This is a genomic window from Nitrospirillum guaranorum (assembly GCF_034653275.1).
In the GTDB taxonomy this organism is placed as follows: Bacteria; Pseudomonadota; Alphaproteobacteria; order Azospirillales; family Azospirillaceae; genus Nitrospirillum.
Genome location: NZ_JAYEES010000003.1, coordinates 2,158,706 through 2,184,525, shown reverse-complemented (window position 1 = coordinate 2,184,525; position 25,820 = coordinate 2,158,706). Strand labels below are relative to the sequence as shown.

General features: G+C 69.3%; 27 protein-coding genes. 22 read left to right on the top strand and 5 right to left on the bottom strand.

The window, feature by feature from the left end:
* Positions 1-349 precede the first annotated feature (349 nt).
* The 14 genes from UAJ10_RS18930 to UAJ10_RS18865 all read left to right on the top strand — a co-directional run bounded on the left by UAJ10_RS18930 (position 350) and on the right by UAJ10_RS18865 (position 15,328).
* Positions 350-2,059: a DEAD/DEAH box helicase gene (locus tag UAJ10_RS18930; protein ID WP_322916747.1), complete on the top strand. Its 1,710-nt coding sequence runs from the start codon at positions 350-352 to the stop codon at positions 2,057-2,059.
* Between the two features lie 82 nt (positions 2,060-2,141).
* On the top strand, positions 2,142-3,755 hold the full coding sequence (locus tag UAJ10_RS18925; RefSeq protein WP_322483661.1) for a peptide chain release factor 3: 1,614 nt from the start codon (positions 2,142-2,144) through the stop codon (positions 3,753-3,755).
* Positions 3,756-3,897: 142 nt separating this feature from the next.
* Positions 3,898-4,695, top strand: coding sequence for an FAD-dependent oxidoreductase (locus tag UAJ10_RS18920; protein WP_322916746.1), 798 nt, complete (start codon positions 3,898-3,900; stop codon positions 4,693-4,695).
* Complete coding sequence (locus UAJ10_RS18915) at positions 4,610-5,299, top strand: flavin monoamine oxidase family protein (protein WP_322916744.1); 690 nt, start codon at positions 4,610-4,612, stop codon at positions 5,297-5,299. Before UAJ10_RS18920 ends, UAJ10_RS18915 begins: the two co-directional genes overlap by 86 nt.
* Before the next feature lie 8 nt (positions 5,300-5,307).
* The gene (locus UAJ10_RS18910) at positions 5,308-5,733 is read left to right on the top strand and encodes a VOC family protein (RefSeq protein ID WP_322916743.1); all 426 of its coding nucleotides are present in this window, start codon (positions 5,308-5,310) and stop codon (positions 5,731-5,733) included.
* A gap of 155 nt (positions 5,734-5,888) precedes the next feature.
* Entirely contained in the window at positions 5,889-6,425 is a 537-nt protein-coding gene (locus tag UAJ10_RS18905) for a flagellar basal body-associated FliL family protein (protein WP_145609623.1), read from the top strand.
* A gap of 220 nt (positions 6,426-6,645) precedes the next feature.
* Complete coding sequence (gene fliM / locus UAJ10_RS18900; RefSeq protein ID WP_322916742.1) at positions 6,646-7,725, top strand: flagellar motor switch protein FliM; 1,080 nt, start codon at positions 6,646-6,648, stop codon at positions 7,723-7,725.
* Positions 7,722-8,180: a DUF6468 domain-containing protein gene (locus UAJ10_RS18895; protein ID WP_322916741.1), complete on the top strand. Its 459-nt coding sequence runs from the start codon at positions 7,722-7,724 to the stop codon at positions 8,178-8,180. The genes fliM and UAJ10_RS18895 overlap by 4 nt, the downstream gene beginning before the upstream one ends.
* Positions 8,177-8,656: a hypothetical protein gene (locus UAJ10_RS18890; RefSeq protein WP_322916740.1), complete on the top strand. Its 480-nt coding sequence runs from the start codon at positions 8,177-8,179 to the stop codon at positions 8,654-8,656. The genes UAJ10_RS18895 and UAJ10_RS18890 overlap by 4 nt, the downstream gene beginning before the upstream one ends.
* Positions 8,653-9,561 carry a MotE family protein gene (locus UAJ10_RS18885; protein ID WP_322916739.1) on the top strand — a complete coding sequence of 303 codons (909 nt, stop codon included), beginning with the start codon at positions 8,653-8,655 and terminating at the stop codon, positions 9,559-9,561. Before UAJ10_RS18890 ends, UAJ10_RS18885 begins: the two co-directional genes overlap by 4 nt.
* A 112-nt stretch (positions 9,562-9,673) precedes the next feature.
* Entirely contained in the window at positions 9,674-10,336 is a 663-nt protein-coding gene (locus UAJ10_RS18880; RefSeq protein ID WP_145749564.1) for a protein phosphatase CheZ, read from the top strand.
* Positions 10,337-10,386: 50 nt separating this feature from the next.
* Positions 10,387-11,079, top strand: a complete 693-nt coding sequence (locus UAJ10_RS18875) for a flagellar motor protein MotB (RefSeq protein WP_322916738.1) — start codon at positions 10,387-10,389, stop codon at positions 11,077-11,079.
* Positions 11,076-11,834 (top strand): OmpA/MotB family protein, encoded by a 759-nt coding sequence (locus UAJ10_RS18870; protein ID WP_322916737.1) that lies wholly within the window; start codon positions 11,076-11,078, stop codon positions 11,832-11,834. Before UAJ10_RS18875 ends, UAJ10_RS18870 begins: the two co-directional genes overlap by 4 nt.
* On the top strand, positions 11,831-15,328 hold the full coding sequence (locus tag UAJ10_RS18865) for a tetratricopeptide repeat protein (RefSeq protein ID WP_322916736.1): 3,498 nt from the start codon (positions 11,831-11,833) through the stop codon (positions 15,326-15,328). Before UAJ10_RS18870 ends, UAJ10_RS18865 begins: the two co-directional genes overlap by 4 nt.
* 18 nt (positions 15,329-15,346) lie before the next feature.
* On the opposite strand, the gene UAJ10_RS18860 is transcribed toward UAJ10_RS18865, so the two are convergent.
* From UAJ10_RS18860 to UAJ10_RS29925, 5 genes are all read right to left on the bottom strand, one after another.
* Positions 15,347-15,802, bottom strand: a complete 456-nt coding sequence (locus tag UAJ10_RS18860) for an STY0301 family protein (RefSeq protein WP_322916735.1) — start codon at positions 15,800-15,802, stop codon at positions 15,347-15,349.
* A 125-nt stretch (positions 15,803-15,927) separates the two neighbouring features.
* The gene (gene fliP, locus UAJ10_RS18855) at positions 15,928-16,731 is read right to left on the bottom strand and encodes a flagellar type III secretion system pore protein FliP (protein ID WP_322916734.1); all 804 of its coding nucleotides are present in this window, start codon (positions 16,729-16,731) and stop codon (positions 15,928-15,930) included.
* The gene (locus UAJ10_RS18850) at positions 16,728-17,096 is read right to left on the bottom strand and encodes a FliO/MopB family protein (protein WP_322916733.1); all 369 of its coding nucleotides are present in this window, start codon (positions 17,094-17,096) and stop codon (positions 16,728-16,730) included. Before UAJ10_RS18850 ends, fliP begins: the two co-directional genes overlap by 4 nt.
* A complete protein-coding gene (locus UAJ10_RS18845) occupies positions 17,086-17,418 on the bottom strand; it encodes a hypothetical protein (RefSeq protein ID WP_322916732.1) in 333 nt (110 codons plus the stop codon). Before UAJ10_RS18845 ends, UAJ10_RS18850 begins: the two co-directional genes overlap by 11 nt.
* A complete protein-coding gene (locus UAJ10_RS29925) occupies positions 17,415-17,828 on the bottom strand; it encodes an EscU/YscU/HrcU family type III secretion system export apparatus switch protein (RefSeq protein ID WP_416235382.1) in 414 nt (137 codons plus the stop codon). Before UAJ10_RS29925 ends, UAJ10_RS18845 begins: the two co-directional genes overlap by 4 nt.
* A gap of 435 nt (positions 17,829-18,263) precedes the next feature.
* Here UAJ10_RS29925 and flgB point away from each other — a divergent pair, with 435 nt between their 5' ends.
* The 8 genes from flgB (at position 18,264) to recA (ending at position 25,761) form a co-directional block, all read left to right on the top strand.
* Entirely contained in the window at positions 18,264-18,671 is a 408-nt protein-coding gene (gene flgB, locus UAJ10_RS18835) for a flagellar basal body rod protein FlgB (protein WP_322916731.1), read from the top strand.
* A 92-nt stretch (positions 18,672-18,763) separates the two neighbouring features.
* Positions 18,764-19,174 carry a flagellar basal body rod protein FlgC gene (gene flgC, locus UAJ10_RS18830; protein WP_322916730.1) on the top strand — a complete coding sequence of 137 codons (411 nt, stop codon included), beginning with the start codon at positions 18,764-18,766 and terminating at the stop codon, positions 19,172-19,174.
* Between the two features lie 26 nt (positions 19,175-19,200).
* The gene (fliE, locus tag UAJ10_RS18825; RefSeq protein WP_145749573.1) at positions 19,201-19,506 is read left to right on the top strand and encodes a flagellar hook-basal body complex protein FliE; all 306 of its coding nucleotides are present in this window, start codon (positions 19,201-19,203) and stop codon (positions 19,504-19,506) included.
* Between the two features lie 122 nt (positions 19,507-19,628).
* Complete coding sequence (gene fliQ / locus UAJ10_RS18820) at positions 19,629-19,907, top strand: flagellar biosynthesis protein FliQ (RefSeq protein WP_004272109.1); 279 nt, start codon at positions 19,629-19,631, stop codon at positions 19,905-19,907.
* A complete protein-coding gene (gene fliR / locus UAJ10_RS18815) occupies positions 19,907-20,668 on the top strand; it encodes a flagellar biosynthetic protein FliR (RefSeq protein ID WP_322917352.1) in 762 nt (253 codons plus the stop codon). Before fliQ ends, fliR begins: the two co-directional genes overlap by 1 nt.
* A 13-nt stretch (positions 20,669-20,681) precedes the next feature.
* Positions 20,682-21,764: a flagellar biosynthesis protein FlhB gene (gene flhB, locus UAJ10_RS18810; protein ID WP_322916729.1), complete on the top strand. Its 1,083-nt coding sequence runs from the start codon at positions 20,682-20,684 to the stop codon at positions 21,762-21,764.
* 115 nt (positions 21,765-21,879) lie between these two features.
* A complete protein-coding gene (locus tag UAJ10_RS18805) occupies positions 21,880-24,423 on the top strand; it encodes a hybrid sensor histidine kinase/response regulator (protein ID WP_322916728.1) in 2,544 nt (847 codons plus the stop codon).
* Positions 24,424-24,684: 261 nt separating this feature from the next.
* Positions 24,685-25,761: a recombinase RecA gene (recA, locus tag UAJ10_RS18800; protein ID WP_088871290.1), complete on the top strand. Its 1,077-nt coding sequence runs from the start codon at positions 24,685-24,687 to the stop codon at positions 25,759-25,761.
* Positions 25,762-25,820: the final 59 nt, after the last annotated feature.

Here is a 25,820-nt window from a genome sequence, read left to right as displayed (position 1 = left end):
CTGGCGCCACGCTGCGTTGCGTCGCGGCATGTCACGGAATTCTTGGCTTTTGCCAGCCACCCCCGTATGGTCCGCCTCGCCTGAGTGGCCGAGGGGCCCCCTGGCGCATGGTCACGTTCGTCCCCGCTTTCCAGGGGGCGACGCCAGCGCCGCTTCCATAGCCCCGCTTCTTTCGGGGTTGTGTCTGCCGGAATGGTCCGGCTTTCCACACGTTCCGACGTTGCGCCGCTCTTTCGTTGGCTGGTGCCGCCCGCCGTTTGTTCGGGGGCGCTGCGCTGGCTTGTTTGTTCGCGTGCCTTTCCCGGGCGGGAAGGGCGCGGCGCTGTTTTATACCGTGAAGGAAAGTCCCTTGGATTTGCCCGCTTCCGCCGAGAACGAAATCATCGAAACCGAAATCCTGGATATCGCCGACGACGCACAGGGCGTTGACGACGGCCGCACCACCTTTGCCGACCTGGGCCTGGCTTCCGCCTTGACCAAGGCGTTGGAAGAGGTCGGCTACAAGTTCCCCACCCCCATCCAGGAGCGGGCCATCCCCGTCGCCCTGGAAGGTCGCGACCTGATCGCCTCCGCCAACACCGGTACCGGCAAGACCGCGGCCTTCGTGCTGCCGGCGCTGCACCGCATGGCGACCACCCCGCGCCCGCTGAGCGCCGAGGGCCTGCAGACCTTCGGGCCCCGCCTGCTGGTGCTGACCCCCACCCGTGAGCTGGCGACCCAGGTGATGGACGCCGTTCGGGGCTATTCCAAGTACAGCCGCATCCACACCCTGGCCATCCTGGGCGGCATGCCCTACCGCCAGCAGCTGGAGATGCTGCGCCGCCGGGTTGACTTGGTGGTCGCCACCCCCGGCCGCCTGATCGACCATCTGGAGCGCGGCCGCCTGGACCTCTCCACCGTCGAGATGCTGGTGCTGGACGAGGCCGACCGCATGCTGGACATGGGCTTCCTGGAGCCCGTGGAGATGATCGCCAACGCCTGCCCGGAAAACCGCCAGACCCTGCTGTTCACCGCCACGGTGGACAAGGCCATGGTGCGCCTGGCCGGCAACCTGCTGAAGAACCCGGAGCGCGTGGACGTGGCCGGCGGCAGCGTCAACGTCAGCGCCATCGAGCAGCGCTTCCTGCGGGCCGATGGCCTGGAGCACAAGGAGAAGCTGCTGGCCCACCTGGTGGCCGATCCGTCCATGAACAAGGGCATCGTCTTCGCCGCCACCAAGCGCGACGCCGACCGCCTGGCCGACAGCCTGTCGGAGATGGGCTACGCCGCCGCCCCCTTGCACGGCGACATGCGCCAGCAGGAGCGTAACCGCACCGTCCAGGCCCTGCGCAACGGTCGCGTCCGCCTGTTGGTCGCCACCGACGTGGCCGCCCGCGGCATCGACGTGCCGGACGTGACCCACGTCATCAACTTCGACCTGCCGCGCCAGGCCGAGGACTACGTGCACCGCATCGGCCGCACCGGCCGCGCCGGCAACACCGGCAACGCCTTCAGCCTGTACACCCGTCATGAATGGGGCCTGGTGCGCGGCATCGAGGGCTACACCCAGACCCGCGCCGTGGAACACGTCATCCCGGGCCTGGAGCCGCGCGAGATGCCCAAGCGTCCGGCCGGCGGTCCCGGCGGCGCCCCCGGGGGTCGTCCGCGCAAGTCGTTCGGCGGTCACGGCGGCGGCTTCAAGCAAGGTGGCTTCAAGCAGGGCAACGGCTTCGGCGGCGGCCATGGCGGCCCGAAGCCGGAAGGCTTCCGCAGCGAAGGCGGCTATCGCGGTGAAGGCCATCGCGCCGACGCTCCCCGCGCCGAGCGCGGCGACCGTCCGGAAGGCGGCTTCAAGAAGTTCGGCGGCCCCCGCCCTGAAGGCCAGCACCGCCAGGATCGCCCGGCCCGCGCCCATGGCGCCGGTCACGGCGGCGGCAACGGTGGCGGTTTCCATCCGCTGGACGGCGCCAAGCCGGCCCGCGACGGGGCCCGCAAGCACGGCAACGGCCCCCGCCCGGCCCGGGTGCAGAGTGACGGCGGGACGGGGGGCTTGCGCCGCCCGCGTTCTTCCGCCAATTAAGTCCCGCGTTTGATGACGGGGCCGTCCAGCACCGGACGGCCCCGTTTTCGCCTTTTAAGACTTCAGCCTTACGTTTGGTCCCATGAGCGCGCTCCCCCAGGAAGTCCATAACCGTCGGACGTTCGCCATCATCGCGCACCCCGACGCCGGCAAGACCACGCTGACGGAAAAGCTGCTGCTGTTCGGCGGCGCCATCCAGATGGCGGGTGCCGTGAAGGCGCGCGGCGAGCAGCGGCGCGCCCGGTCGGACTGGATGAAGGTGGAGCGCGAGCGCGGCATCTCCGTCACCGCGTCGGTGATGAACTTCGATTATGCCGACCGCACTTTCAACCTGGTGGACACGCCGGGCCACGAAGACTTTTCCGAAGACACCTACCGCACGCTGACGGCCGTCGACAGCGCGGTCATGGTCATCGACGCCGCCAAGGGCATTGAGGCCCAGACCCGCAAGCTGTTCGAGGTCTGCCGCCTGCGCAACGTGCCCATCATCACCTTCGTCAACAAGATGGACCGCGAGGCCCGCGACCCCTTCGACCTGATGGACGAGGTGGAGCGCGACCTGCAGCTGGAGGTGACGCCCGGGTCCTGGCCCATCGGTTCCGGTCCGGACTTCCGTGGCTGCTACGACCTGATCCGCGACCGGCTGGTCCTGCTGGACCGCCGCCAGGGCGACGTCGCCAGCGAGGGCATCCAGTGCGACGGCCTGGACGATCCCAAGCTGGATGAGCTGCTGCCCGCCGACCAGGTGGCCAAGCTGCGCGAGGACGTGGCCATGGTGCGGGAACTGTGCCCGCCTTTCGACCTGGAAACCTATCGCGAAGGCCACCAGACCCCGGTGTTCTTCGGCAGCGCCATCAATAACTTCGGCGTGCGCGAGCTGCTGCTGGGCCTGGCCGCCTACGCGCCGTCTCCCCGGCCGCAGCAGGCCGACAGCCGTACGGTGCAGCCGGAGGAGCCCAAGGTCACGGGCTTCGTGTTCAAGGTCCAGGCCAACATGGACCCCAACCATCGCGACCGCATCGCCTTCTTCCGCCTGTGCTCGGGCCATTTCCGCCGGGGCGTGAAGTTGAAGCACATGCGCTCGGGCAAGCTGCTGGCGGTGAACAACGCCGTGCTGTTCCTGGCGCGGGACCGGGAACTGGCGGAGGACGCCTACCCCGGCGACATCATCGGCATTCCCAACCACGGCACCCTGCGCATCGGCGACACGCTGACCGAAGGCGAAGATCTGCGCTACACCGGCGTGCCCAGCTTCGCGCCGGAACTGCTGCAGCGGGTGAAGCTGGACGACCCCATGAAGATGAAGCACCTGCGCAAGGCGCTGGAGCACTTCGCGGAGGAGGGCGCCAGCCAGGTGTTCAAGCCGCTGATCGGCGCCGACTGGGTGGTCGGCGTGGTCGGTCCGCTGCAGTTCGAGGTGCTGGCCGCCCGCATTGATGCCGAATACGACATCAAGGCCAAGTTTGAATCGTGCGGCTATGATTCGGCCCGCTGGATCGAGTGCGATGACCCGGTGGTGCTGAAGTCCTTCCTGGACAGCAACCGCTCCGCCCTGGCGGAGGATCACGACGGGGCCCTGGTGTTCCTGGCGCGCAACGGTTGGCAGCTGAACCGGGCCCAGGAGGATTATCCCAAGATCCGCTTCCAGAAGACGCGGGAGCAGAGCCGCGCCGTCACCACCTCCGCCCTGGGGTGACGGTTCCCACAAGGCTCCGCCTTGTCTCACCAAGCCATTATCCTAAAAGGACGAAATGGCGCATCCGCCGGATGGCGCGGTGACAGGGCCGCGTCTTGGGCGGTATCATCCGCGCCGAAGATGGTAAGTCGGAAGGCGTGAGATGTCGGGTTCTTCCCGGTCACCGGGTTTCTTGGCGGGCGCCGGGCTGTCGCGGCGCGGCCTGGTCGGCGGCATGGCGCTGGCGCCCCTGCTGACGGGCGGACTGCCCGGCCTGGCGGGGGCGGTGGCCAGCCGTCCTGCGCCCATCCGTCCCGGCCGCACGGTTGTGGTCATCGGGGCCGGCCTCGCCGGGCTGGCAGCGGCTGGCGCGTTGCGCCAGGCGGGGGCAGAGGTCACCGTGCTGGAGGCCCGCGCCCGCGTGGGCGGCAGGGCCTGGACGGAGTCCAAGCCCTTCGGTTTCCCTTACGATATCGGCTGCGGCTCGCTGGAGGCCACGGCCGACAACCCCCTGCGCCGCCTGCTGGACGAGCGTGGCATGGAAACGGTGCCGGACGACGGCGCCGACGACCTGCTGTTCTTCGACACCAAGGAGGCCGACGGCGACACCGACGCGGCGGCCGCCGACGCCATCGACCGGCTGGAGAGGGCGGTGAAGGAGGCCGGCCGCGCCCAGGTCGACCGCTCGGCCGCCGAGCTGCTGCCCGACCTCGGGAACCTGGGCCAGCTGGCCACCGCCCTGGTCGGACCCCTGGACTTCGGTGTCGAGCTGAAGGATTCTGTCCAGCCTGGACGCCGCGCGCCGCCCGGATGCGGAGGCGGCGCTGTGGTTCCCGCGCGGCATCGGCACCGCCGTCGCCAGCCTGGCCAAGGACATGGCGCGCGACGTCAAGATCACCCTGTCCAGCCCCGTCAGCCGCATCGACTGGTCGGGCAGCGGCGTGCGGGTTACCACGCCTAAAGGCGTGGTCAGCGCCGACGCCGCCATCATCACCGTGCCCATTTCGGTACTGGCCTCGGGCGGCGTCACCTTCGACCCGCCCTTGCCGGAGGGCGTGCGCACCGCCTTCGACGGTCTGACCACCGGCTTGGTCAACCGCATCGCCCTGGGCTACAAGCCCGACAGCCTGGACTGCGATCCGTTCACCGCCCTGGACCAGGTGCGCGGCGACGGTCGTGTGCTGGACCTATGCCTGCGGCCCTTCGGCCGGGAATTGGCCATCGCCACGGTGGGCGGCGACCTGGCCCGTCAGCTGGAAACGGCCAAGGACCAGGAGGCGGTGGACTTGGTGCGCGACGCCGTGGCCGACGTCTTCGGATCGCTCACCCGCCGGCAGGCCACCGCCTGGCACGTCAGCCGCTGGGGCGCCGATCCCTATTCCCTGGGCTCCATGACGGCGGCCAAGCCGGGCCATGCCGAGGCGCGCCGCATCCTGTCGGAACCCGTGGGCGACCGGCTGTGCTTCGCCGGCGAGGCCTGCTCGCTCACCTGGCCCGGCTGGCTGCCGGGCGCCTATGAGACCGGGGTGGCCGCCGCGCAGCGCGTGCTGGCCCTGCCGTCGTGACCCCTGCCGTGCTGTCCCCTGCCGTGGTGCCCCCTGCCATGGCGAAGGGGCGGGCGGTCCTGAACGGCATGGCGCCGTTCTTCATCGTCCGCGACGTGGGGGCGTCGGCCGCGTTCTACCGCGACGCGCTGGGCTTCACGGTCACGCATCTGGCCCCGAATGACGCGCCCTTCTTCGCCATCGTCGCGCGCGACGGCGCCATGCTGTTCCTGAAGTCGGTGGGCGTGGGGCCGCTGCCCAATCCCGACCGCGCGGCGGACGCGCGGTGGGACTCGTACGTCAACACCGACGAACCGGATGCCCTGGCCGCTGAATTCCAGGCGCGTGGCGTCGTCTTTTCCGTGCCCTTGCAAGACACGGGCGATGGTCTGCGTGGCTTTGAATTGAAGGATCCCGACGGCTACACCCTGTTTTTCGGCCGCCCCCGCGGCTGAGGGGAGGCGGGACGGGGGACCTTCCCCCGATTTTGTTGAAAGGAAGGGTTAACGCCTTCATGATTATATGAACCTGCCCCGGACCGGGGCGGGACGGTGGGCCCTACCCGGACGGCGTTCGAACGGGGCCCGGTGCACGAGCGTTGCGGGGTAGCATGACGGCCATCGAAACGGATGGTGGGGGCGAACAGGAACTGCCGCGAAAGAAGTTCAGCGGCAAGAAGATCGTCATGTTCGTGGTGGTGCCGCTGCTGCTCATAGCGCTCATCGCCGGCGGCCTGATCTTCAGCGGCCTGCTGGACGGCCTGCTGGGCAAGAAGAAGGCGGAGGAGGTGGAGGAAAAGCCCGCCGCCGCGGAGGAGGCGTTCGATCCCAAGGCGCCCCCGGTGTTCTTCCCCCTGGGCGAATTGCTGATCAACCTGCAGACCAATGAGCGCCGCCCGGCCTTCCTGAAGCTGAAGATCCAGCTGGAGATCTACAAGGAAGAGGACAGGCCCAAGCTGACCCTGGCCACGCCGCGCATCGTCGACACCTTCCAGACCTATCTGCGCGAGCTGCGGCTGGATGATCTGAAGGGATCGGCCGGCATCTACCGCCTGCGCGAGGAGTTGCTGCAGCGGGTGAACGCGGCCGCCGCCCCGGTGCGGGTGAGGGACGTGCTGTTTGAGGAAATTCTGGTACAATCACAGTGAGATGAGGCGGGGCCTTAAACGGCCTTGTCATCGGTGGGGTGGTTAGGAGGCCATGCTTACTGGCATGGATATTGCCGCCCCATTGATCGTAAAATGGCCTGGTACGTGCATGTTTCTGAACATTCGGCGCCCCGCCCGGTTTCCTGATGGGTGGTTCCTCTGGGGCCGGGATGGGGGCCGGGGGCCCGCATGCGCGTTTTGGACGCTGGAGCGCTGACCGATGCCGGATCCGCAGGAGCTGAGTGAAGAGGAACGCATGGCCGCCGAATGGGCGGCCTTGGCGGACGAGGGTGCCGGCGACAGTGGCTTTGGCGACATGGGCGGCGGGGCGACCCGTGTCCTGAACCAGGACGAAATCGACAGCCTGCTGGGCTTCGACAAGGATGGCGCCGGCGACGGCGACAATTCCGGCATCATGGCGCTGGTCAACTCGGCGCTGGTGAACTACGAACGCCTGCCCATGCTGGAGGTGGTCTTCGACCGCCTGGTCCGCATGATGTCGACCTCGCTCCGCAACTTCACCTCCGACAACGTGGAAGTCAGCCTGGACCAGATCTCCTCGGTCCGTTTCGGCGACTACCTCAATTCCATTCCGTTGCCCGCCATGCTGGCCGTCTGCAAGGCGGAGGAGTGGGACAACTACGGCCTGATGGTCATCAATTCGGCGCTGATCTACTCCATCGTCGACGTGCTGCTGGGCGGCCGGCGCGGCACGGCGGCCATGCGCATCGAGGGGCGGCCCTACACCACCATCGAGCGCAACCTGGTGGAGCGTATGGTGCACGTGGTGCTGTCCGACCTTTCGGCGGCCTTCGACCCCCTGTCGCCCGTGACCTTCCGCTTCGACCGGCTGGAAACCAATCCGCGCTTCGCCACCATCGCCCGCCAGGCCAACGCCGCCGTGCTGGTGAAGCTGCGCATCGACATGGAGGATCGCGGCGGCCGGCTGGAACTGCTGATCCCCTACGCCACCCTGGAACCCGTGCGCGAACTGCTGCTGCAGATGTTCATGGGTGAAAAGTTCGGCCGCGACAGCATCTGGGAAACCCACTTGGCCAGCGAGCTGTGGATGACCGACGTGCACCTGTCGGCGGTGCTGGATGAGATCACCCTGTCGCTCTACGACGTGCTGAACTGGAAGGTGGGGTCGCGGGTGCTGCTGAACGTGGCGCCGGACGACACCATCGAGCTGCGGTGCGGCGACGTGCCCATGTTCCTGGGCCGCATGGGGCGGAAGGGCGGCAACATCGCGGTCCGCATCGACCGCGAGGCGCCCAAGCCGGAGACCGCGCCGACATGAGCCTGACCATCCTGCTTTCCTTGGCTTTGGATGTGGTGGTGGGCGGCCTGTTGGTCGCCACCATCGTTTACGCCCTGCGCCTGAACCGCCAGATCGCCCAGCTGCGCGACAGCCGCGGCGAGATGGAGGCCCTGGTGCGGGAGTTCAGCGAGGCCACCGCCCAGGCCGACGCCGGGGTGAAGGGCATGCGTAAGGCCGCCGCCGAGTCCGGCGAGGCGCTGCAATACCTGATCGGCCGCGCCGACAAGATGCGGGAAGAGCTGGAACAGATGACCCAGGCGGCCGACGCCCTGGCCGCGCGCCTGGAAGGTGCCGCCGGGCGCGCCCGCGCCAACGCCGCGCCGTCCGAACCGGCGCGCGACACCCGGCCCGAGCCCCGTGACCTGCCCCGGGCGGAGGCCTTGCGCGGCAGCGCCGCCGCCGGCGGCATGGCCGGCTTGGCAGGGGGGGCGTGAACGGCCACCGGGCGGAGGCGCCGCGTGGTGGCGCCGGCATTCGTCCCGACCCCCGCCCCCTGCCGGCCCGGCTGGAGGGGGAGCGCGGCGGGAGCGCGGCGGGTGGCGGCCAGGAACGCTCCGCCGCCGAACGGCAGCTGGCGGAGCGCATGGCGGCGGAACGCTTGATCGCCGAACGCCAGATGGCGGAGCGGCTGGCCGGCGAGCGTCAGGCGAATAACCCTATGAATGGGGAGCGGACGCCGGAACGCGCGCCCCGGCCTGAGCGGTCCGGTGATCGATATGGCAACGATGCTGGCCTGGACGAAGGCCGGCCGACGCCCCGCGCCGCGCCCGCGCGCCTGCCGGCGCCTGGTGCCGCCGCCTCCGGTGGTGATGTCGGCGCCGGTGGTCCGGGTGGTGGCGCCGGCCAGCCCGAGGCCCGCTCGCGGGCGGAGCGTGAATTGCTCCAGGCCTTGGAGAACATGCGTCAATGACGGCTGAACCTTCGGCTCCCCGGCAAGGCCGACTGACGGCAGCCCCCACCGGGACTGTCCCCAAGGCCGTCGCCCCCCAGGCGCCCCGGACCCAGCGCCCGGCGCCCGCGGGCACGCGGGCGGCAGTGGGCAAGGGCCGCGCGGCCAAAAAGGACGAGACACCCAAGATTCCGCTGTGGCGCCGTCTGCGCGTGCGCCTGCTGCCGGCCACCATCTTCGCCGCCGTGCTGCTGCTGGGCGCGCGGGCGGGGGATGTGTGGTGGACGCTGACCGTCGGCGCCGCTCCGCCCGACGTGCCGGCCGCCAAGGCGCAGAGCCCGGCCCCGGAGAAGCCCGCCAGCCAAGCGCCCTCGGGCCAGACCACCCCCGCCCCGGCGAAGGCGGCGGAGGCCCCGGCCGCCAAGCCGGCCGAGGGCGCCGCCAAAGGGGATGCCAAGGCGGAGGGCGGCAAGCCCGAACCGTCCGGCAGCCCCACCGACGGCCAGACCTTCACGCCCAAGGATGTGGAGCTGCTGCAGCGCCTGGCGGAACGCCGCGAGGCCCTGGACAGCCGCGAGCGCGACCTGGACCAGCGCGAGGCCATGCTGCAGGTGGCGACCCAGCGGCTGGACCAGAAGCTGGCGGAGATGCAGGCGCTGAAAAAGCAGCTGGACGGCCTGGTCAACCAGGTCAGCGCCGACCAGGCGCAGCAGCTGGACAGCCTGGTGAAGATTTACGAGACCATGAAGCCGGCCGAGGCCGCCCGCATCTTCGAGGCCATGGACGACAAGGTGCTGCTGAACGTGATCAGCCGCATGAAGGAGGCCAAGGCCGCCCCGGTGCTGGCCGCCATGACGCCCAAGCGGGCGGAGCAGGTGACCACCATGCTGGCCGACCGCAAGCGATTGCCCAGCGTGCCGCAATGAGCGAGCGGCTGAAACCGCGCCCTATACCAACCCGTTAGCCCCGACCCGTTCGCCCCAGCCCAGCTGCCACTAGGCCCGATAATCGGCCCCTTTTGACGAGACGAGAGCCGCCATGATCCGCCCCGCCGCCGACCCGATCCTTCAGGACCGGCTGGATGCCGCCCGCTCCCAGGCCCGCCAGCCGCTGTCGCGGGAAGAGGTCGCCCAGATCGTGTCCACCGTCGTCGCCTCCATGGGCGGCGACGTGACCCAGCACGACATCAAGCTTTACGGCGAGCTGGAGGGCCTGGCCCGCTTTATCCACAACGCCAAGAAGGAAATCGCGGCGCTGCAGCCCAGCGACATCCACGCGGAGCACATTCCCCGCGCCACGGATGAGCTGGACGCCGTGGTGGGCGCCACGGAGGATGCCACCAACCGCATCATGGACGCCTGCGACCAGCTGATGGGCATGGCCGGCGATGTGACGCCGGAGGTGTCATCCAAGATGATGGACATCACCACCGGCATCTATGAGGCCTGCAACTTCCAGGACATCACCGGCCAGCGCATCACCAAGGTGGTGAAGGCGCTGAAGCATATCGAGGCCAAGGTGGAGGCCATGCTGGTCGCCTTCGGCGAGGACGTGCAGCGCCGCCACCCCGACGGCCCGCCCGCCGCCGACACGCCCGCCGGCGGCACGTCCGACGACGACTTCCTGCTGCATGGGCCCCAGTTGCCCGGCCGGGCCATCGACCAGGATGAGATCGACCGCCTGTTGGCGAGCTTCGACTGATATCCCCAAGGGCGACGGGCATGACGGTTGGGGCGTCCAGGAACCGGCCCATGGCGGGGCTGGTGTCGGGGGGACGGAAGATCGCCCAGGAAGAGGGCGGGGTCTTCGTCCTCTACCTGTCGGTATTTTTCCTGCTGCTGGCGTTCTTCATCCTGCTGACATCGCTTTCCACCTTTGAGAACCGCAAGTTCGACGCCGTCGTGCAGGCCGTGCAGGACGCGTTCGGCGTCACCCTGACCCAGGGGCCGGCGGCGCAGGCCGCCCTGGCCCGCGCGGATGAGCGCCTGGGCGCCGTGGGTCGCCGCCTGGTGGCGGTGATGCCCGACGCCGTCATCGATCAGGGCGGCAAGGGCGGCACCCTGGTCGCGACCATGCCCACATCCAGCCTGTTCGCCACGACGGTGGCGGAGGGCGGCGGCGCCATCGTCACCGTCCTGCCCGGCCGCGAGGGCGTCTGGCACCAGATGGCGGAGGCCCTGCGCCCGGATGAGGAGACGGGACTGGCCATCGACCTGGAGTTCCTGGTGGGCGACGGCGGCAACCCAGGCGCCAGCCTGCCGGTGTTCCAGGCCGGCGCCATGGCCCGCACCCTGGCCGCCGCCGGCGTTGCCCCGCGCGCCATGACCGTGGGGGTGGAGAAGGGCAGGGCGGACACGGTGCGCTTCCTGTTCCGCGCCCGGCTGCCGCATGCCGGCCTGCCGGCGGTTCCGGTGACACCCGCCGGGGCGGAGGTGCGGCCGTGAGCGAACCCGATACCCTGCCGCCGGCCATCCCGGGCTTCCTGCCGTCGCTGGCGCCCAAGGTCCAGGCGCCCAAACGCATCTGGCTGATCTCCTTCACCGATTTCGTCTGCCTGATGCTGTCCTTCTTCGTCATGCTGTACGGCATGACGGCCCCCGACGCGCGGCGGGACCAAGTGTTGCAGGCCATCTTCGGCGGCTCCCCCGCCGAGCGGCACGGCAACGGCAACCTGGACCGGGGCACGGCCACCGACCTGGGCTATCTGGGCCGGGTGATGGAGCGCCAGTTGTCCAGCGACCCCGCCTTGGCGGCCGTCCGCGTTATCCATGAAGGCGACCGCCTGGTGGCCGCCCTGCCGGAGGAGGCGCTGTTCGCCCCCGGGGCCACCACCCTGTCCTCCGCCGGGTCCGCCATCCTGTTCGCGCTGGGCGGGGTGGTCAGCAACGTCGCCAACGCGGTGGAGGTGGTGGGTCATACCGGTTCCAGCCCCATCGTCCCCAGCGCCGTCGCCCCCAGCGCCGTCGCCAACGCCGCCTATCCCTCCACCTGGGAACTGTCGCTGGCGCGCGGCCGCACCATCGCCCTGGCTTTGGCGCGCGCGGGCTATGCCGAGCCCATCACCGTGCGCGGCCAGGCCGACGTCGCCGATCCGGCCACCCCGGGCGCCGCGACCGACGCCGACCGGGCCCGGGCCGAACGCCGCGTCGACATCGTCATCCGTGAATACGCCGCCCGGGACGGCAAGCCCCCGTCATGACCGCTTACGCCCCGCTTTTCCGCGCCCTGCTGACGGGCGCCGCCCTGGCGCTGGCGGCGATGCCCGCCCTGGCCGCCCGCCAGGAGACCAAGGAGGCGCCGCCCGCCGCCAGCCCGGCCCAGGCGTCCCCCCAGCCCCCCGCTACCGCGCAATCGGCGGAAGCGCCCGCCACGCTGCCCACCGTGGTGGTGCGCGCCGGTGAACATCCCGGCCGCAGCCGTCTGGTGTTCGATTGGACGGCTCCGGTGAAGTCGACGCTGGAACGCGACGGCGCCAAGCTGCTGATCCACTTCGACAAGCCGGCCAAGGCCGACCTGGGCGCCGCCCGCAAGGCCCGCTCCCCCCGCATTTCGGGGGTGGAGGCGGTGGCGGGCGGCCCGGGCCTGACCATCGCCCTGACCATCCCCGCCAACGCGACGGTGGAACAGTCCCGTTCCGGTGACAAGGTCGTCATCGACGTCGGCGACGGCAAGCCCGGCGCGCCGCCGGCCCCCGCCAGCGCCACCACCTTGACGCCGCCGGGATCTTCCCCGGCGTCCGCATCCGAGAAGACAACGCCGGCACCTGTCACCAAGGCGCCTCCGCCGGCGTCCGCTGCCGCGCCCACCCAGGCTAACGCCCAGCCGCCCGCGGCCCCCCCGGCGGCCAGTGGCGCCCCGCCCTCGGTGACGGCGCCGCCGGCTGACCCGCGCGCGGTCAAGGAAGGCCAGCCGCTGTACCTGATCCAGCAGCAGCAGGCCACCAAGGAAGCCGCCACCAAGGCGGCGGCGCAGGCGGCCCCCCCCGCCAAAGCCCCCGAGGCGAAACCGCCTGAAACAAAGGCTGTCGAGGCCAAGGCGCCTGAAGCCAAGCCCGTTCCGGCCAATGGACATGCCGCGCCCGCGCCGACGGCCCACCCGCCTGGATCGCCGGCGACCGAGGCGGCACCGGCGACTCCCGAGGCGGCGGCCCAGCCGGGGGCGGACGCCCCACCGGCGCCGCCGCCCACCCTGGTGTTCGATCCCGGCCTGCCATCGGCCGTGGCGGTGTTCGCGCGGGCCGGCTGGCTGTACGTGCTGTTCGACCGCGCGGTGCCGGCCACCACCGCGCCCACGCAACCCGCCAACCAGCCCGCCGTGCTGGGCCAGGTGGAGCCCGTCGCCTTTGCCGGCGGTACCGGCTTCCGCCTGCCGGCGCCCGCCGTGCTGGAGCCCAAGGTGACGGGCGAGGGCGCCACCGGCTATCGCATCACCTTCGACCACGCCCCGGCCACCCCGGCGGAGGGCGCGCCGGCGGGCGTGCCGGTGGTTACCGACCCCGATTTCGCCCTGGGCCCGCGCCTGGTGGTGAAGACGCCCAAGCCGGTGAAGGTCTTCACCTTCACCGACCCGGTGGTGGGCGACACGCTCAAGGTCATCCCCATGAGCCCGGCGGCGCAGCTGATGCCGGCGCCGTTGCGCTATGCCGAGGCGCAGTTCCTGCCCACGGCCCAGGGCGTGGTCATCCGCCCCATCGATGAACGCCTGCTGGTGCAGCCGGCCAAGGAGGGCGTTGAGCTGACCGTGCCGGGCGGCCTGCGCCTCTCGCCCTCCACCGACGTCGCCACCGCCGCCCCGCCGCCGCCGGTGGTGGAGCCGGACCGATTCTTCGACTTCCAGCGCTGGGCCAAGGTGGACCCCAACGGCTTCGTGGCCGGCCGCGAGCATGTGATGAACGAGATCGTCAAGGCGCCGCCGGATGACCGGCCCAAGCTGCGCCTGGATCTCGCCCGCTTCTACGCCGGCAACGGCTTCGGGCAGGAGGCGCTTGGCCTCTTGGAGATGGCGCGCAAGGACCAGCCGGATTTGGAGAAGCGGGCGGAGTTCGCCGCCGTGCGCGGCACCGCCCGCATCCTGACGGGCGATGCCAAGGGCGGCCTGGACGACCTGACGGCGCCGGCCCTGCAGAACGAGCCGGACGTGGCCCTGTGGCGCGCCTACGCCGCCCACACCACGGGCGACGACGACACCGCCTATCGCCTGTTTCAGAGCCGCCGGGAACTGCTGCGGACGTATCCGGAACCGTTCAACACGCGCTTCAGCATGGCCGCGACGGAGGCGGCGCTGGCCAAGGGCGACGTGGACACGGCCAACACCCTGCTGGACCGGCTGGTGAAGCGCGGCGCCAACAAGGGCCCGGCCGAGACCGCCATCAACTACCTGCGCGGCGAGGCCGCGCGCCTGGCCGGCGACCATGAGAAGGCCATCGACTCCTACCGCGCCGCGACGGAGGGGACGGACCGCCTCTACCGCACCAAGGCGCGCATGGCCCTGGTGGATGAGGAGCTGGCCGCCGGCAAGCTGACCCCCGCCAAGGCGGCGGAGCAGATGGAGAAGATGCGCTTCGCCTGGACGGGCGACGACCTGGAACTGCACATCCTGCGCCGCCTGGCCGACCTGCACATCAAGGCCGGCAACTTCCCCCAGGCCTTCGACACCATGAAGCGCGCCATCACGCTGTTCCCCAACAGCCCCGAGGCGCCGCTGATCACCAAGCAGATGACGGACACCTTCACCGGCCTGTTCGTGCGCAACGGCGCCGACAAGATGCCGCCGCTGGAGGCCTTGTCGCTGTATGAGCAGTATAAGGAGTTGACGCCCCCGGGCCCGGACGGGGACACGGTCATCCGCGTGCTGGCGGAACGGCTGGTCGACGTGGACCTGCTGGACCGCGCGGCGGAGCTGCTGGACCGCCAGGTGCAGTACCGCCTGCAAGGGGAGCAGAAGGCCCAGGTGGGTACGCGCGAGGCCGCCATCCGCCTGCTGAACAACCAGCCGGACAAGGCCCTGGCCGCGCTGGACCAGTCGGAGGTGGCGGGCATTCCCGACACCATGGCGGCGGAGCGCCGGCTGTTGCGCGCCCGCGCCCTGTCACGCACGGACAAGGGGCCGGAGGCGGTGGCCCTGCTGAAGCAGGACAACTCCCGCCCCGCCAACCTGATGCGCATCGACATCGCCTGGCATGCCAAGCAGTGGCCGCTGGCGGCCCAGGCCCTGGCCGACGTCATCGGCCCGCCGCCGGCCGCGGGGCAGCCCATCGACCCCACGGTGTCGCGTCTGGTGGTGAACCGGGCCGTGGCCCTGTCGCTGGCCCAGGATCTGCCGGGCCTGCAAAAGCTGCGCACCGACTTCGGCCCGTCCATGGACAAGGGGCCGGACGCCAACATGTTCCAGGTGATGACCCGCCCGACCGAGGCCAACGGCCTGTTGGACGCCGCCACCATTCAGAACCAGGTCAAGGAAATCGACCTGTTCAAGAGCTTCCTGGACAGCTACCGCACCCGCCAGACCCAGGGCGCCGCCGTGCCCGGCGAAACACCGGCCGCCGCCGCGCCCGCCGGCGAAGGCGCGCCCAGCGCCGTGGCACCGCCGGCCACCCCATCCGCGCCGCCGGCTGGAGCCACGCCGCCGACGGCATCGACCGCGCCTTCCACCCCCGCCGCGGCCCCGCCCGCGCCGACTAGCCAGCGGCGTTGAGCGGAAGCCCTCGATCGTCTACTGGCAGTTCAGGCCGGCAGCCATGTTGCCGTCGGGCGACAGGGTCACGGTGCAGGTCTTGACCGTGGTGGGCATCTTGCTGGCGATCATGATGGCGGTGGCGTCATAGGCGCAGGCCATCCACAGGTTTTGCGCCTGGGCCGGCGTGAACTGCCAGGTCAGCGCCGTGCGCGACTGGGCGGCCGGGGGCAGGGGCGGCTGGCCGCCGGGTTCGCCGTTCCAGAACAGGATGGCGGCCAGCGGCAGGGGCAGGGCGCTGCCGTCCGGCGCCTTGGGCGGGTTGCCGTCCTGATACGCCTTGAAGCCGGCCGGCACGTCCTTGACCGTCTCGGTGACCGGCAGGGTCTTGGGGCATTGCGGGCCGGCCTGGGCGGCGGCCTGGCCGGCCCCCAACCCGGCGGTGGCGGTGACGGCGAACAGGGACAACAGACCGCTGGTCAGAACCTTCTTCATTTTCCTCACTCAAGTCATATGACAAGGCGTTGGTGCCCGTACCTTATACGAATTTAGGTGGGATCAGCCTGCCGAACAGCGGTGGCCCGCCTGCGACTTTGTTGCGCCGGCATCAAGGAAAGGCGCTATCCGAAGCTTTTCACCAGGCTGCCGACGATCAGGTACCAGCCATCCACCAGCACGAAGAAGATGATCTTGAACGGCAGTGAGATCATGGCCGGGGGCAGCATCATCATGCCCATGGATTGCAGCACCGACGACACCACCATGTCGATCACCAGGAAGGGCACGAACACCAGGAAGCCGATCTCGAACGAGCGCTTCAGCTCCGACAGCATGAAGGCGGGGATCACCACCTGGATGGGCAGGTCCTTGGCCGTCGTCACCTTGTCGATCTTGGCGATGTCGGTGAACAGCTGAAGGTCCCGCTCCCGCGTGTGCTTCAGCATGAAGTCCTGGAACGGCACGACGGCGTTCTTCAGGCCCGTCAGCTCATCCACCTGCTCATCGATCATGGGCTTGATGCCCGCGTCGTAGGCCGCCTGGAAGGTGGGGGCCATGATGAAGAAGGTGAGGAACAGGGCCAGGCTCAGCATCACCTGGTTGGGCGGCACCTGCTGCGTGCCCATGGCGGAGCGCAGGAAGCCCAGCACGATGATGATGCGCACGAAGCTGGTCATCATCACCAGGATGCTGGGCGCCACCGACAGCACGCTGATCAGCACCACCAGCTGGATGATGCGGCTGGTGGAACTGCCCCCCTGCGAGCCCAGGTCCAGGTTCAGGCTTTGCGCATAGGCGGTGCCGGCCAGCAGCGAGGCCGCCACGGTCAGCAGGATGGCCAGGATGGGCACGCCCCAACGGAACAGGCGGTTCGGGCTCCGGGTATTGGGCCCTCGAATGTGGGGGTGGGGGGAGGTGGTGCTCATGATAGGGGCCCCGGGGCGGGCGCCGGCGGGGCGGCGGCCTCGTTCAGAACGGTCTGGAAGGTGGGGGCGGTCGTGGCCTGGGGCGGGATGGGACCCTCCAGGTGCAGGTCCTGGGTGCCGCCGAGCAGCAGCAGATGTTCCACCCCGTCACGCCGGATCAGCACCAGGCGGCGGCGCGGGTCCAGGGCCATGGCCTCCACCACGCCCAGGCGGCGCTGGGCCCGGCCGGGCAGGCGTGAGAGGGCGCCGCCGCCGAAGCGGCGCACCAGCCAGCCGGCGACCAGGATGAAGCCCAGCACCAGCCCCAGCATCAGGGCGGCATAGACGTAATAGGCGGCGGAGGTGACCATGGGTTCAGCTGACATCCGGATCTTCGGCGCGGCGATAGGCGGCGGCGGCCCGGCCCACCGTGGCCTTGCCCTGCGTCAGCTCGTTGGCTTTCCTCACCACCGCCTCCAGCCGTTCCAGGGCGGCCAGCACGGTCTCCAGCCGTGGCAGGAAAGATCGCGCTTCCTGCGGCGGCAGCTGGACAACTGCATTGCATAATGCGGTGGCTTCGTCCTCTAGGCCGGCGAACTCCACCGCGTCGCCCGCCGCGACAAGGTCGGCGGTACGGTTCAGGATGGCCAGCAGGTCGTCCATGGCCGTGGCCAAGGCATCCGCTTGGGGGGAAAGGGGCGTGGTCATCTCAGCGGCGGTGTTCCGGACGTGGTGCCGGGCCCCGGCGACACGGGGGGGCGGTCATGGGGGTTGGGGCCATGGGGATTGGGGCCATAGGGGTTGGGGGCCTGGGGACCGGGGGCGGTGGCGTCCAGCGGGACGCCGCTGCTGAGGCGCCCGTTGGCACGGTAGACGTGGGCCAGGATTTCCGCCACCGCCGCCAGCGCCTCGATGGGAATTTCGCTGTCGATGTCGATGACCGACAGGATTTCCGCCAGGTCCGCGTCCTGCCGCACCTTGACGCCGTTGGCGAAAGCCAGTTCCAGGATTTGCTCGGCCACGGCACCCTGGCCGGTGGCGACGATGCGGGGCAGGCCCTCGGCCATGTGCTGCAAGGCCACGGCCACCTGGCGGCGAGGCTTGTCGCTGTCGCCCATGGGATCTTGAGGCGTCGGGCCAGGGGACGTCGGGCCAGGGGGCGGGGGGGCCAAAGGCGGATGAGTCCTTCGTTGAATTGAAAACCGGCGCCGGCCGGCCATATGGGACCTGGATGGCGCATGCAGGGACGGGGCCAGGGTATAACTCCCGGCCCCCCAACGCAAATGGCCCCGATGCGAAGGACCCGGACGCGGACGGCCCGGGTGCCGCCGCCGTTGGAAAATGCAGGGATGGCGGACCAGCGTCCGGGGGCGATGCAGGGGGCCGGCAAAAAATGCTGGAATCCCATTTGGTTTAGAGCGATTCTCCAGGCCATGGCTTGCAGATTGCATATGACCTGTCTATGGCGGTAGAGGTGCCTGGGCCTGACGGTTTGACGCATTGGGGACGGTGCCCCCCTGCTTTGACCCTTATGGGGTAGGTGAGTACGGATCATGGACCTGAACAGGCTGGGTATCTTCAAGCTGATGTCGGACAAGATGGCCTGGGACAACCAGCGCCAGGAGGTCCTGGCGCAGAACGTCTCCAACTCCGACACGCCGAAATACCAGGCGCAGGACCTGGTGCCTTTCGATTTCAAGCATCAATTGCGCGAGGCCGGGCACCTGGACCTGGTGTCGACCGACCCGGCCCACCTGTCGGCCAGCAGCACGGGGGCCGGCGGCTTCCGCTCCGCCAAGGACCACACGGCCTATGAGACCTCGCCCACCGGCAACGCCGTGGTGCTGGAGGATCAGATGACCAAGATCGGCCAGAACGCCATCGACTTCCAGGCGCTGACCAACCTTTACCGCAAGCAGATCGGCATGCTGAAGATGGCGCTGGGCAAGGGCTCCGGCTGATCCGGTCTCGGCGGGTTCTGGTTAACGTCTTCTTGATGTTCGTTTCGTATTTTAGGTTTCACGGTTCTAGGGTTTAGGGGACGAGGGTTTCGATGGATTTGATGAACGCCCTGAACTTGTCCACCGCCGGCATGAAGGCGCAGGGCACCCGCCTGCGCGTCATCGCGGAGAACCTGGCCAACACCGACAGCACGGCCGCCAGCCCGGGCGACCTGCCCTACCGCCGCAAGGTGGTGCTGTTCGCCAACAGCCTGGACAAGGCGCTGGGCATCAACACCGTCAACGTGAAGAAGGTCGACGTCGACCGCGGCGATTTCCAGCGCAAGTTCGACCCCGGCCATCCCAGCGCCGACAGCGAGGGCTATGTGCTGATGCCCAACGTCAACGGCCTGGTGGAATTGATGGACATGCGCGAGGCCCAGCGGTCGTATGAGGCCAACCTGGGCGTCATCGACGCCACGCGCACCATGCTGACGAAGACCATCGACCTGCTGCGCAACTGATCGCGAACCGGAGCTGAGTTACCAAGATGGCCATTCCCATTCCGAACGCGATCGCGGCCTACGCCAACACCGCCCGCCAGGGCTCCGGCCCCGGCATGGCGGCCCCCGTCAGCGGCCCCAGCTTTGGCGAGCTGATGAAGCAGGCGGCGGTGGACGCCATCGACACCATGCACCAGGGCGAGCGCATGACCGCCGCCGGCGTGGTGGGCAAGGCCGACCTGACCGACGTGGTGAACGCCGTCAGCAACGCCGAGGTGACGCTGCAGGCCGTGACCGCCGTGCGCGACAAGGTCATCTCCGCCTACCAGGAAATCATGCGCATGCCCATGTGACGCCGGTTCCGGAGCGGCATCCTCCGGGCTGGCCCTGTTTCACCTTTGTGGGACGGGTGGTTCTGGGGCAAGCTGGCCCCGACGGGGCGGTCGCCGCCCCTTTCGCGTTTGTGGACCCGCGCATGAACGAACAGGAAATCATCGAGATCGTGCGCCAGTCGCTGCTGACGGTCATCATCGTCAGCGGGCCCATCATGGCCGTGTCCATGGTGGTGGGGCTGGCCGTCTCGCTGTTCCAGGCGCTGACCCAGATCCAGGAACAGACGCTGACCTTCGTGCCCAAGATCATCGCCATGTTCGTGGCCCTGGTGTTCCTGGCGCCCTTCATGATGCACCACATGGTGACCTTCACCGAGGGGATCATGGACAAGATCGTCGGGGTCGGAACGGGCAGCGAGTGATGTTGCAGACCTTCCTCGTCAGCCAGTTCTACACCTACCTCATGGTGTTCGTGCGGCTGGGCGCGGCCTTCCTGATCATGCCCACCGTGGGCGAAACCTTCGTCTCCACCCGCATCCGTCTGCTGTTCGGCGTCATGGTCGCGCTGGCGGTGACGCCGGCCGTGGGCGGCACCCTGCCGCCGGAACCGGCGCAGCCCGCCGACATGGCCGTCCTGATCATCGGTGAGGCCCTGATCGGCATCTTCATCGGCACCATCGCCCGCACCATGATGGGCGCGCTGGAGACGGCGGGCAGCCTGATCGCCAACCATGTCGGCCTCAGCTCGGCCCAGGCCTTCAACCCCGCCATGTCGCAGCAGACGACGGTGGTGAACTCCATCCTGGGCATCCTGGGCATCCTGCTGCTGTTCGCCACCGACATGCACCACATGCTGATCCTGGCGGCGGTGCGCAGCTATGGCCTGTTCCCGCCCGGCGGGGCCATGCCGCTGGGCGACTTCACCGAGCATCTGACGCGCATCTTCTCGGAAAGCTTCACGATCGGCCTGCAGATGTCGGCGCCCTTCGTCGTCATTGGCCTGCTGTTCTTCCTGGGCATGGGCCTGGTGGCGCGGCTGGTGCCGTCCATCCAGGTGTTCTTCGTGACCCAGCCGCTGCAGATCGCCCTGGGCTTGCTGCTGCTGGGCGGCAGCCTGTCGGGGCTGATGGTTTACTGGCTGCGCGCCTTCCAGGGGCAGATGATGCCCTTCCTGTCGTCGTAAGGGGAAGGGAGCCATGTCGGAAGACCAGGATCCAGATTCCAAAACGGAAGATCCCACAGGCAAACGGCTGTCCGAGGCCCGGGACAAGGGCAACATCCCCAAGTCGCAGGAGGTGCCGCACCTCTTCATGCTGGGGGCCATCCTGGTGATGGTGGTGGCCGTGCTGCCCTGGACCTTCGGGCGCATCCACACCGTGCTGGTCCCCTTCATAGAACGGCCGGAGACCATGCCGGTGGACCGGGGCGGGCTGGGCCACCTGCTGACCGAGCTGCTGGGTCAGGTGGCCGTCGCCATGTCGGTGCCCTTCGCCCTGCTGATGATCGCGGCCTTCCTGGGCTCCGTCCTGCAGGTGGGGTTCGTCTTCAGCGCCGAACGGGTGTTGAGCTTCGACCTCAACCGCTTCAACCCCGTCACCAACCTGCTGAACAAGTTCAAGGTCAGCAACCTGATCGAGTTCGCCAAGTCCGTCATCAAGCTGACGGTGGTGTCGGTCATCGTGCTGCCGGGCCTCATCCCCCTGGGCCACGCGGTGGACCATTTCATCGGCCTGCCGCTGATGGGCCTGGTGGCGGAGACCAAGAGCCAGGCGGTGGGCCTGATCTTCCGCGTGCTGATCGCCCTGGGCCTGCTGGCCGGCGCTGACTGGTGGTACCAGCGCTGGAAGTTCATGCGCGACATGCGCATGACCAAGCAGGAAGTGAAGGACGAGCACAAGCAGACGGAAGGCGACCCGCTGATCAAGGGCAAGATCCGCGCCCTGCGCATCCAACGCGCCCGCAGCCGCATGATGGAGAATGTGCCCAAGGCCGACGTGGTGGTGACCAACCCCACCCACTATGCCATCGCGCTGAAGTACGACCCGCTGAGCATGACGGCGCCCATGGTGGTGGCCAAGGGCGTGGACTTCATCGCCGCCCGCATCCGCGAGCTGGCGGAGGAGCACGGCATCCCCCTGGTGCCCAATCCGCCGCTGGCCCGCGCCCTGTACGCCACCGCCGAGGTGGACGACGAAATCCCGGCGGAGCATTACAAGGCCGTGGCCCAGGTCATTTCCTATGTCTTCAAGTTGAAGAAGAAGACGTTTCCCAAGCGCTGACCTGAAGCGCTCTGCCGTAAGGGTCCCGGCGCCCCCGTTTTATTTCGTTCTTGGCGTCTCGTCCCGCGCGGCCGGTGCTGGTAGGATCGGGGCCCCGATCCCGAGGTGCCTGCCGGTGGCCGCTTCCCCCTCCCGCCCGTCCTCCGCCCCGTCCGCGATACCGTCGGAAAACCCGGCTGGCGGGGTTGGCGTGGCGCCGCTGGGCCTGGCGCTGGTGACCGGGGTGCCGCTGCTCGCGGCGGCGCTGTTCCTGGCGGCGGCCCTGTCCTGGTGGGCGTTGCCCGACCGCACCGCCAGCCTGGCGGCCATCGCCGCCGCCGGCGCCTTTCTGCTGATGGCAATATTGGGCGTCTTCTGGCTGCGCCAGGCGGCGGCGCGCACCGCCGTGCTGCGCGCGGTGGTGGAGGCGGTGCCCGACGCCTTGGCCGTGGCGGCGGCGGATGGGCGCCTGCTGGCGGCCAACGGCGCGTTCGCGGCCCTGGCCAATGCCGCCGACGCGACACGGGTGGTCGACATCCTGGCGCACCACTGCCGGGAGGGGGCCGACACCCAGCGCCTGCGCGACCTGGAGGAGGCCGTGCGCCGGGGTGAGGGCGGCGAGGCCTTCGTCGTGGTCGTCGATGACGCGTCCGGCCAGGCGGGCGGCGTGGGCCGGCCGGCGCCGCGCCTGGTGGTGGCGCGGCCCCTGGCCGCCGCGGGCCAGGCCGGCTTGTCGGAGTGGCGGGTGCGCAGCGGCGGCGCCATCCCGGTGGCGGGCAGCCACCCCTGGCGAGAACTGTGGGATCTGGCGCCCCTGGGCGTCATGCTGGTCGATGGCGCCGGCACCCTGCTGCGCGTGAACCTGACGCTGGCCGACTGGCTGGGCCATACCCGGGACCTGCTGGAGGATGGCAGCCGCCACCTGCGCGACCTGCTGGCCACCCCGCCCTTGGGGGAGCTGTTTCCCGGGCGCCTGGCCGGCATGGCGGAGGTGGAGCTGGCGGCCGCCCGCGCGGCCCCCTTGCGCGCCAGCGTGCTGCATGTGGCGTCGTCGCCCGGCGGCAGCCTGATCTTCCTGGGCGACCTCACCCGCGAGACGGCGCGGGAGGAGGAGCTGCGCCGGGCGGAGCAGCGCTTCCAGCGCTTCTTCCAGTTCGCGCCCACCGGCTTCGCCTTCGTGGACGGTGAATTCCGCCTGGCGGAGTGCAACCCCACCTTCCTCACCATGGCCGACCTGCGGCTGGGCGACGTGCAGGGGGAGCCCATCGCCAGCCTGTTCCAGCCGGAACACCGCGCCAACCTGCTGGCCCGCCTGGGCGAGGTGCTGGAGGGCCGGCAGCCGGCGGGCGCCGGCGGGGGCATGGGCACACCGGTGGAGGCGCGGCTGCGCGGGGCCTCCGGCGCCGTGGTGCACGTCTATTCCCGGCGCTTCGACGGCGAGGGCGACGGCGACCGCGGCCTGATCCTGCACCTGGTGGACATGACCGCCCAGAAGAACCTGGAGGCGCAGTTCGTCCAGTCGCAGAAGATGCAGGCCATTGGCCAGCTGGCCGGCGGCGTGGCGCACGACTTCAACAACCTGCTGACGGCCATGATCGGCTTCTGCGACCTGCTGCTGCTGCGGCACAAGCCGGGCGACCAGTCGTTCAGCGACATCATGCAGATCAAGCAGAACGCCAACCGCGCCGCCAACCTGGTGCGCCAGCTGCTGGCCTTCTCCCGCCAGCAGACGCTGCAGCCCCGGGTGCTGAGCATCACCGACGTGCTGGCCGAACTGTCCAACCTGCTGCGTCGCCTGATCGGCGAGAACATCGAGCTGCGCATGCTGCACGGCCGCGACACCGGCCTGGTGCGGGTGGACCAGGGGCAGCTGGAACAGGTCATCATCAACCTGGCGGTGAACGCCCGCGACGCCATGCCCAAGGGCGGGCGGCTGACCATCGTCACCGGCAACCTGCACACCACCGAGCCCATCCGCCATGAGACGGAGGAGATGCCGCCCGGCGACTGGGTGGTGGTGGAGGTGATCGACACCGGCATCGGCATCCCGCCGGAAAACCTGCAGCGCATCTTCGAGCCCTTCTTCTCCACCAAGGAGGTGGGGTCGGGCACGGGGCTGGGCCTGTCCACCGTCTACGGCATCGTGCGCCAGACCGGCGGCTTCGTCTTCGTGGAGAGCAAGCCGGGGGAGGGGGCCAAGTTCTCCATCCACCTGCCGCGCCTGGACGAGAAGGCGGCCCAGGCCGCGCCGGCGGAAGAGGCCAAGGACAAGGCCGCCGCCGACCTCACCGGCATGGGCACCGTGCTGCTGGTGGAGGATGAGGACGCCGTGCGCGTCTTCGGCGCCCGCGCCCTGCGCAACAAAGGCTACACCGTGCTGGAGGCCCGCAGCGGCGAGGAGGCGCTGGACCTGCTGCAGGGGGAACGGGGCGGCGACGTGGACCTCATCGTCACCGACGTGGTCATGCCCCAGATGGACGGCCCCACCATGATCGAGCAGGTGCGCCGCTTCCGCCCCGACGTGAAGGTCATCTTCATCTCCGGCTATGCCGAGGACCGCTTCCGCCATTCGCTGAAGGACGGCGCCGTGGTCGACTTCCTGCCCAAGCCCTTCAGCCTGAAACAGCTGGCGGCCAAGGTGAAGGAAGTGATGGAAGGCGCCCCGCGCACGACCGGCTGAAGGCCTTGGCTGGCCCTGCGCGAATCCGGAGCGCGCCCACTAAGCCCCAGCCGGGGCCGCCGCAGCAATTCGGGGAACGCGGTGCATTGAAATGCGAGGAAGCCCAGCCGGCGCCCGGCGTTTGAGGGCATCGAAACAAGAACAAAAAAGAACAAAAGATCAACAAAACCTCTTTCCAGACCAGAACAGACCATGTACGTTCTCCCTCACCACAGCCGTTGAACGCCCGTTGGCCGTATGCGACAAGAGGGGGACAGCAAGATGTCGGCACCACTTCGTCTGGTAGAAACACCCATGGATAAGCAAAAGGCCCTCGACGCCGCTCTCGGCCAGATCGAACGCGCGTTCGGCAAGGGTTCCATCATGAAGCTCGGCGCCAAGGAGGCGTCGATGGAGGTGGATGCCATCTCCACCGGTTCCCTGGGCCTGGATATCGCGCTGGGCATCGGCGGCCTGCCGCGCGGCCGCATCATCGAGATCTACGGGCCGGAAAGCTCGGGCAAGACCACGCTGGCGCTGCACGCCATCGCGGAGGCCCAGAAGAGTGGCGGCACCTGCGCCTTCGTTGATGCGGAGCATGCGCTGGACCCATCCTACGCCCGCAAGCTGGGCGTGAACGTGGACGACCTGCTGGTCTCCCAGCCCGACGCCGGCGAACAGGCGCTGGAGATCACGGACACGCTGGTGCGCTCCGGCGCCATCGACGTGCTGGTGGTGGACTCCGTGGCGGCTCTGGTGCCGCGCGCCGAACTGGAAGGCGAGATGGGCGACAGCCACGTCGGCCTGCAGGCCCGCCTGATGAGCCAGGCGCTGCGCAAGCTGACCTCGTCCATCTCCAAGTCCAACTGCCTGGTCATCTTCATCAACCAGATCCGCCTGAAGATCGGCGTGATGTTCGGCAATCCGGAGACGACGACGGGCGGTAACGCGCTGAAGTTCTACGCCTCCGTCCGCCTGGACATCCGCCGCATCGGCGCCATCAAGGACCGCGACAACGTCGTCGGCAACCAGACCCGGGTGAAGGTGGTGAAGAACAAGCTGGCCCCGCCGTTCCGCGTGGTCGAGTTCGACATCATGTACGGCGAGGGCGTGTCCAAGGTGGGTGAACTGATCGACCTGGGCATCCAGGCCGGTGTGGTCGAGAAGTCGGGCGCCTGGTTCTCCTATGACGGCCAGCGCGTCGGCCAGGGCCGCGAGAACGCCAAGCAGTTCCTGCGCACCAACCCGGCCATCGCCAAGGCCATCGAGGAAAAAGTCCGCGCCAACGCCGGCCTGGTGGCCGGCGCCATGATGGTCGGCTCCCCCGAGGCCGACGGCGACGCCGACAGCCCCGAGTGACCGGGGCTACGGAGCGGAGTTGAAACAAGGCGGATCGGCGACGGTCCGCCTTTTTCTTT

Coding starts and splice junctions, on each gene's coding strand:
- UAJ10_RS18925 (WP_322483661.1), top strand. CDS start 2,142: ATGAGCGCGCTCCCCCAGGAAGTCCATAACCGTCGGACGTTCGCCATC.
- UAJ10_RS18920 (WP_322916746.1), top strand. CDS start 3,898: ATGTCGGGTTCTTCCCGGTCACCGGGTTTCTTGGCGGGCGCCGGGCTG.
- UAJ10_RS18915 (WP_322916744.1), top strand. CDS start 4,610: ATGGCGCGCGACGTCAAGATCACCCTGTCCAGCCCCGTCAGCCGCATC.
- UAJ10_RS18905 (WP_145609623.1), top strand. CDS start 5,889: ATGACGGCCATCGAAACGGATGGTGGGGGCGAACAGGAACTGCCGCGA.
- fliM (WP_322916742.1), top strand. CDS start 6,646: ATGCCGGATCCGCAGGAGCTGAGTGAAGAGGAACGCATGGCCGCCGAA.
- UAJ10_RS18895 (WP_322916741.1), top strand. CDS start 7,722: ATGAGCCTGACCATCCTGCTTTCCTTGGCTTTGGATGTGGTGGTGGGC.
- UAJ10_RS18885 (WP_322916739.1), top strand. CDS start 8,653: ATGACGGCTGAACCTTCGGCTCCCCGGCAAGGCCGACTGACGGCAGCC.
- UAJ10_RS18880 (WP_145749564.1), top strand. CDS start 9,674: ATGATCCGCCCCGCCGCCGACCCGATCCTTCAGGACCGGCTGGATGCC.
- UAJ10_RS18875 (WP_322916738.1), top strand. CDS start 10,387: ATGGCGGGGCTGGTGTCGGGGGGACGGAAGATCGCCCAGGAAGAGGGC.
- UAJ10_RS18865 (WP_322916736.1), top strand. CDS start 11,831: ATGACCGCTTACGCCCCGCTTTTCCGCGCCCTGCTGACGGGCGCCGCC.
- UAJ10_RS18860 (WP_322916735.1), bottom strand. CDS start 15,802: ATGAAGAAGGTTCTGACCAGCGGTCTGTTGTCCCTGTTCGCCGTCACC.
- fliP (WP_322916734.1), bottom strand. CDS start 16,731: ATGAGCACCACCTCCCCCCACCCCCACATTCGAGGGCCCAATACCCGG.
- UAJ10_RS18850 (WP_322916733.1), bottom strand. CDS start 17,096: ATGTCAGCTGAACCCATGGTCACCTCCGCCGCCTATTACGTCTATGCC.
- UAJ10_RS18845 (WP_322916732.1), bottom strand. CDS start 17,418: ATGACCACGCCCCTTTCCCCCCAAGCGGATGCCTTGGCCACGGCCATG.
- UAJ10_RS29925 (WP_416235382.1), bottom strand. CDS start 17,828: ATGGGCGACAGCGACAAGCCTCGCCGCCAGGTGGCCGTGGCCTTGCAG.
- flgB (WP_322916731.1), top strand. CDS start 18,264: ATGGACCTGAACAGGCTGGGTATCTTCAAGCTGATGTCGGACAAGATG.
- flgC (WP_322916730.1), top strand. CDS start 18,764: ATGGATTTGATGAACGCCCTGAACTTGTCCACCGCCGGCATGAAGGCG.
- fliE (WP_145749573.1), top strand. CDS start 19,201: ATGGCCATTCCCATTCCGAACGCGATCGCGGCCTACGCCAACACCGCC.
- fliQ (WP_004272109.1), top strand. CDS start 19,629: ATGAACGAACAGGAAATCATCGAGATCGTGCGCCAGTCGCTGCTGACG.
- fliR (WP_322917352.1), top strand. CDS start 19,907: ATGTTGCAGACCTTCCTCGTCAGCCAGTTCTACACCTACCTCATGGTG.
- flhB (WP_322916729.1), top strand. CDS start 20,682: ATGTCGGAAGACCAGGATCCAGATTCCAAAACGGAAGATCCCACAGGC.
- recA (WP_088871290.1), top strand. CDS start 24,685: ATGTCGGCACCACTTCGTCTGGTAGAAACACCCATGGATAAGCAAAAG.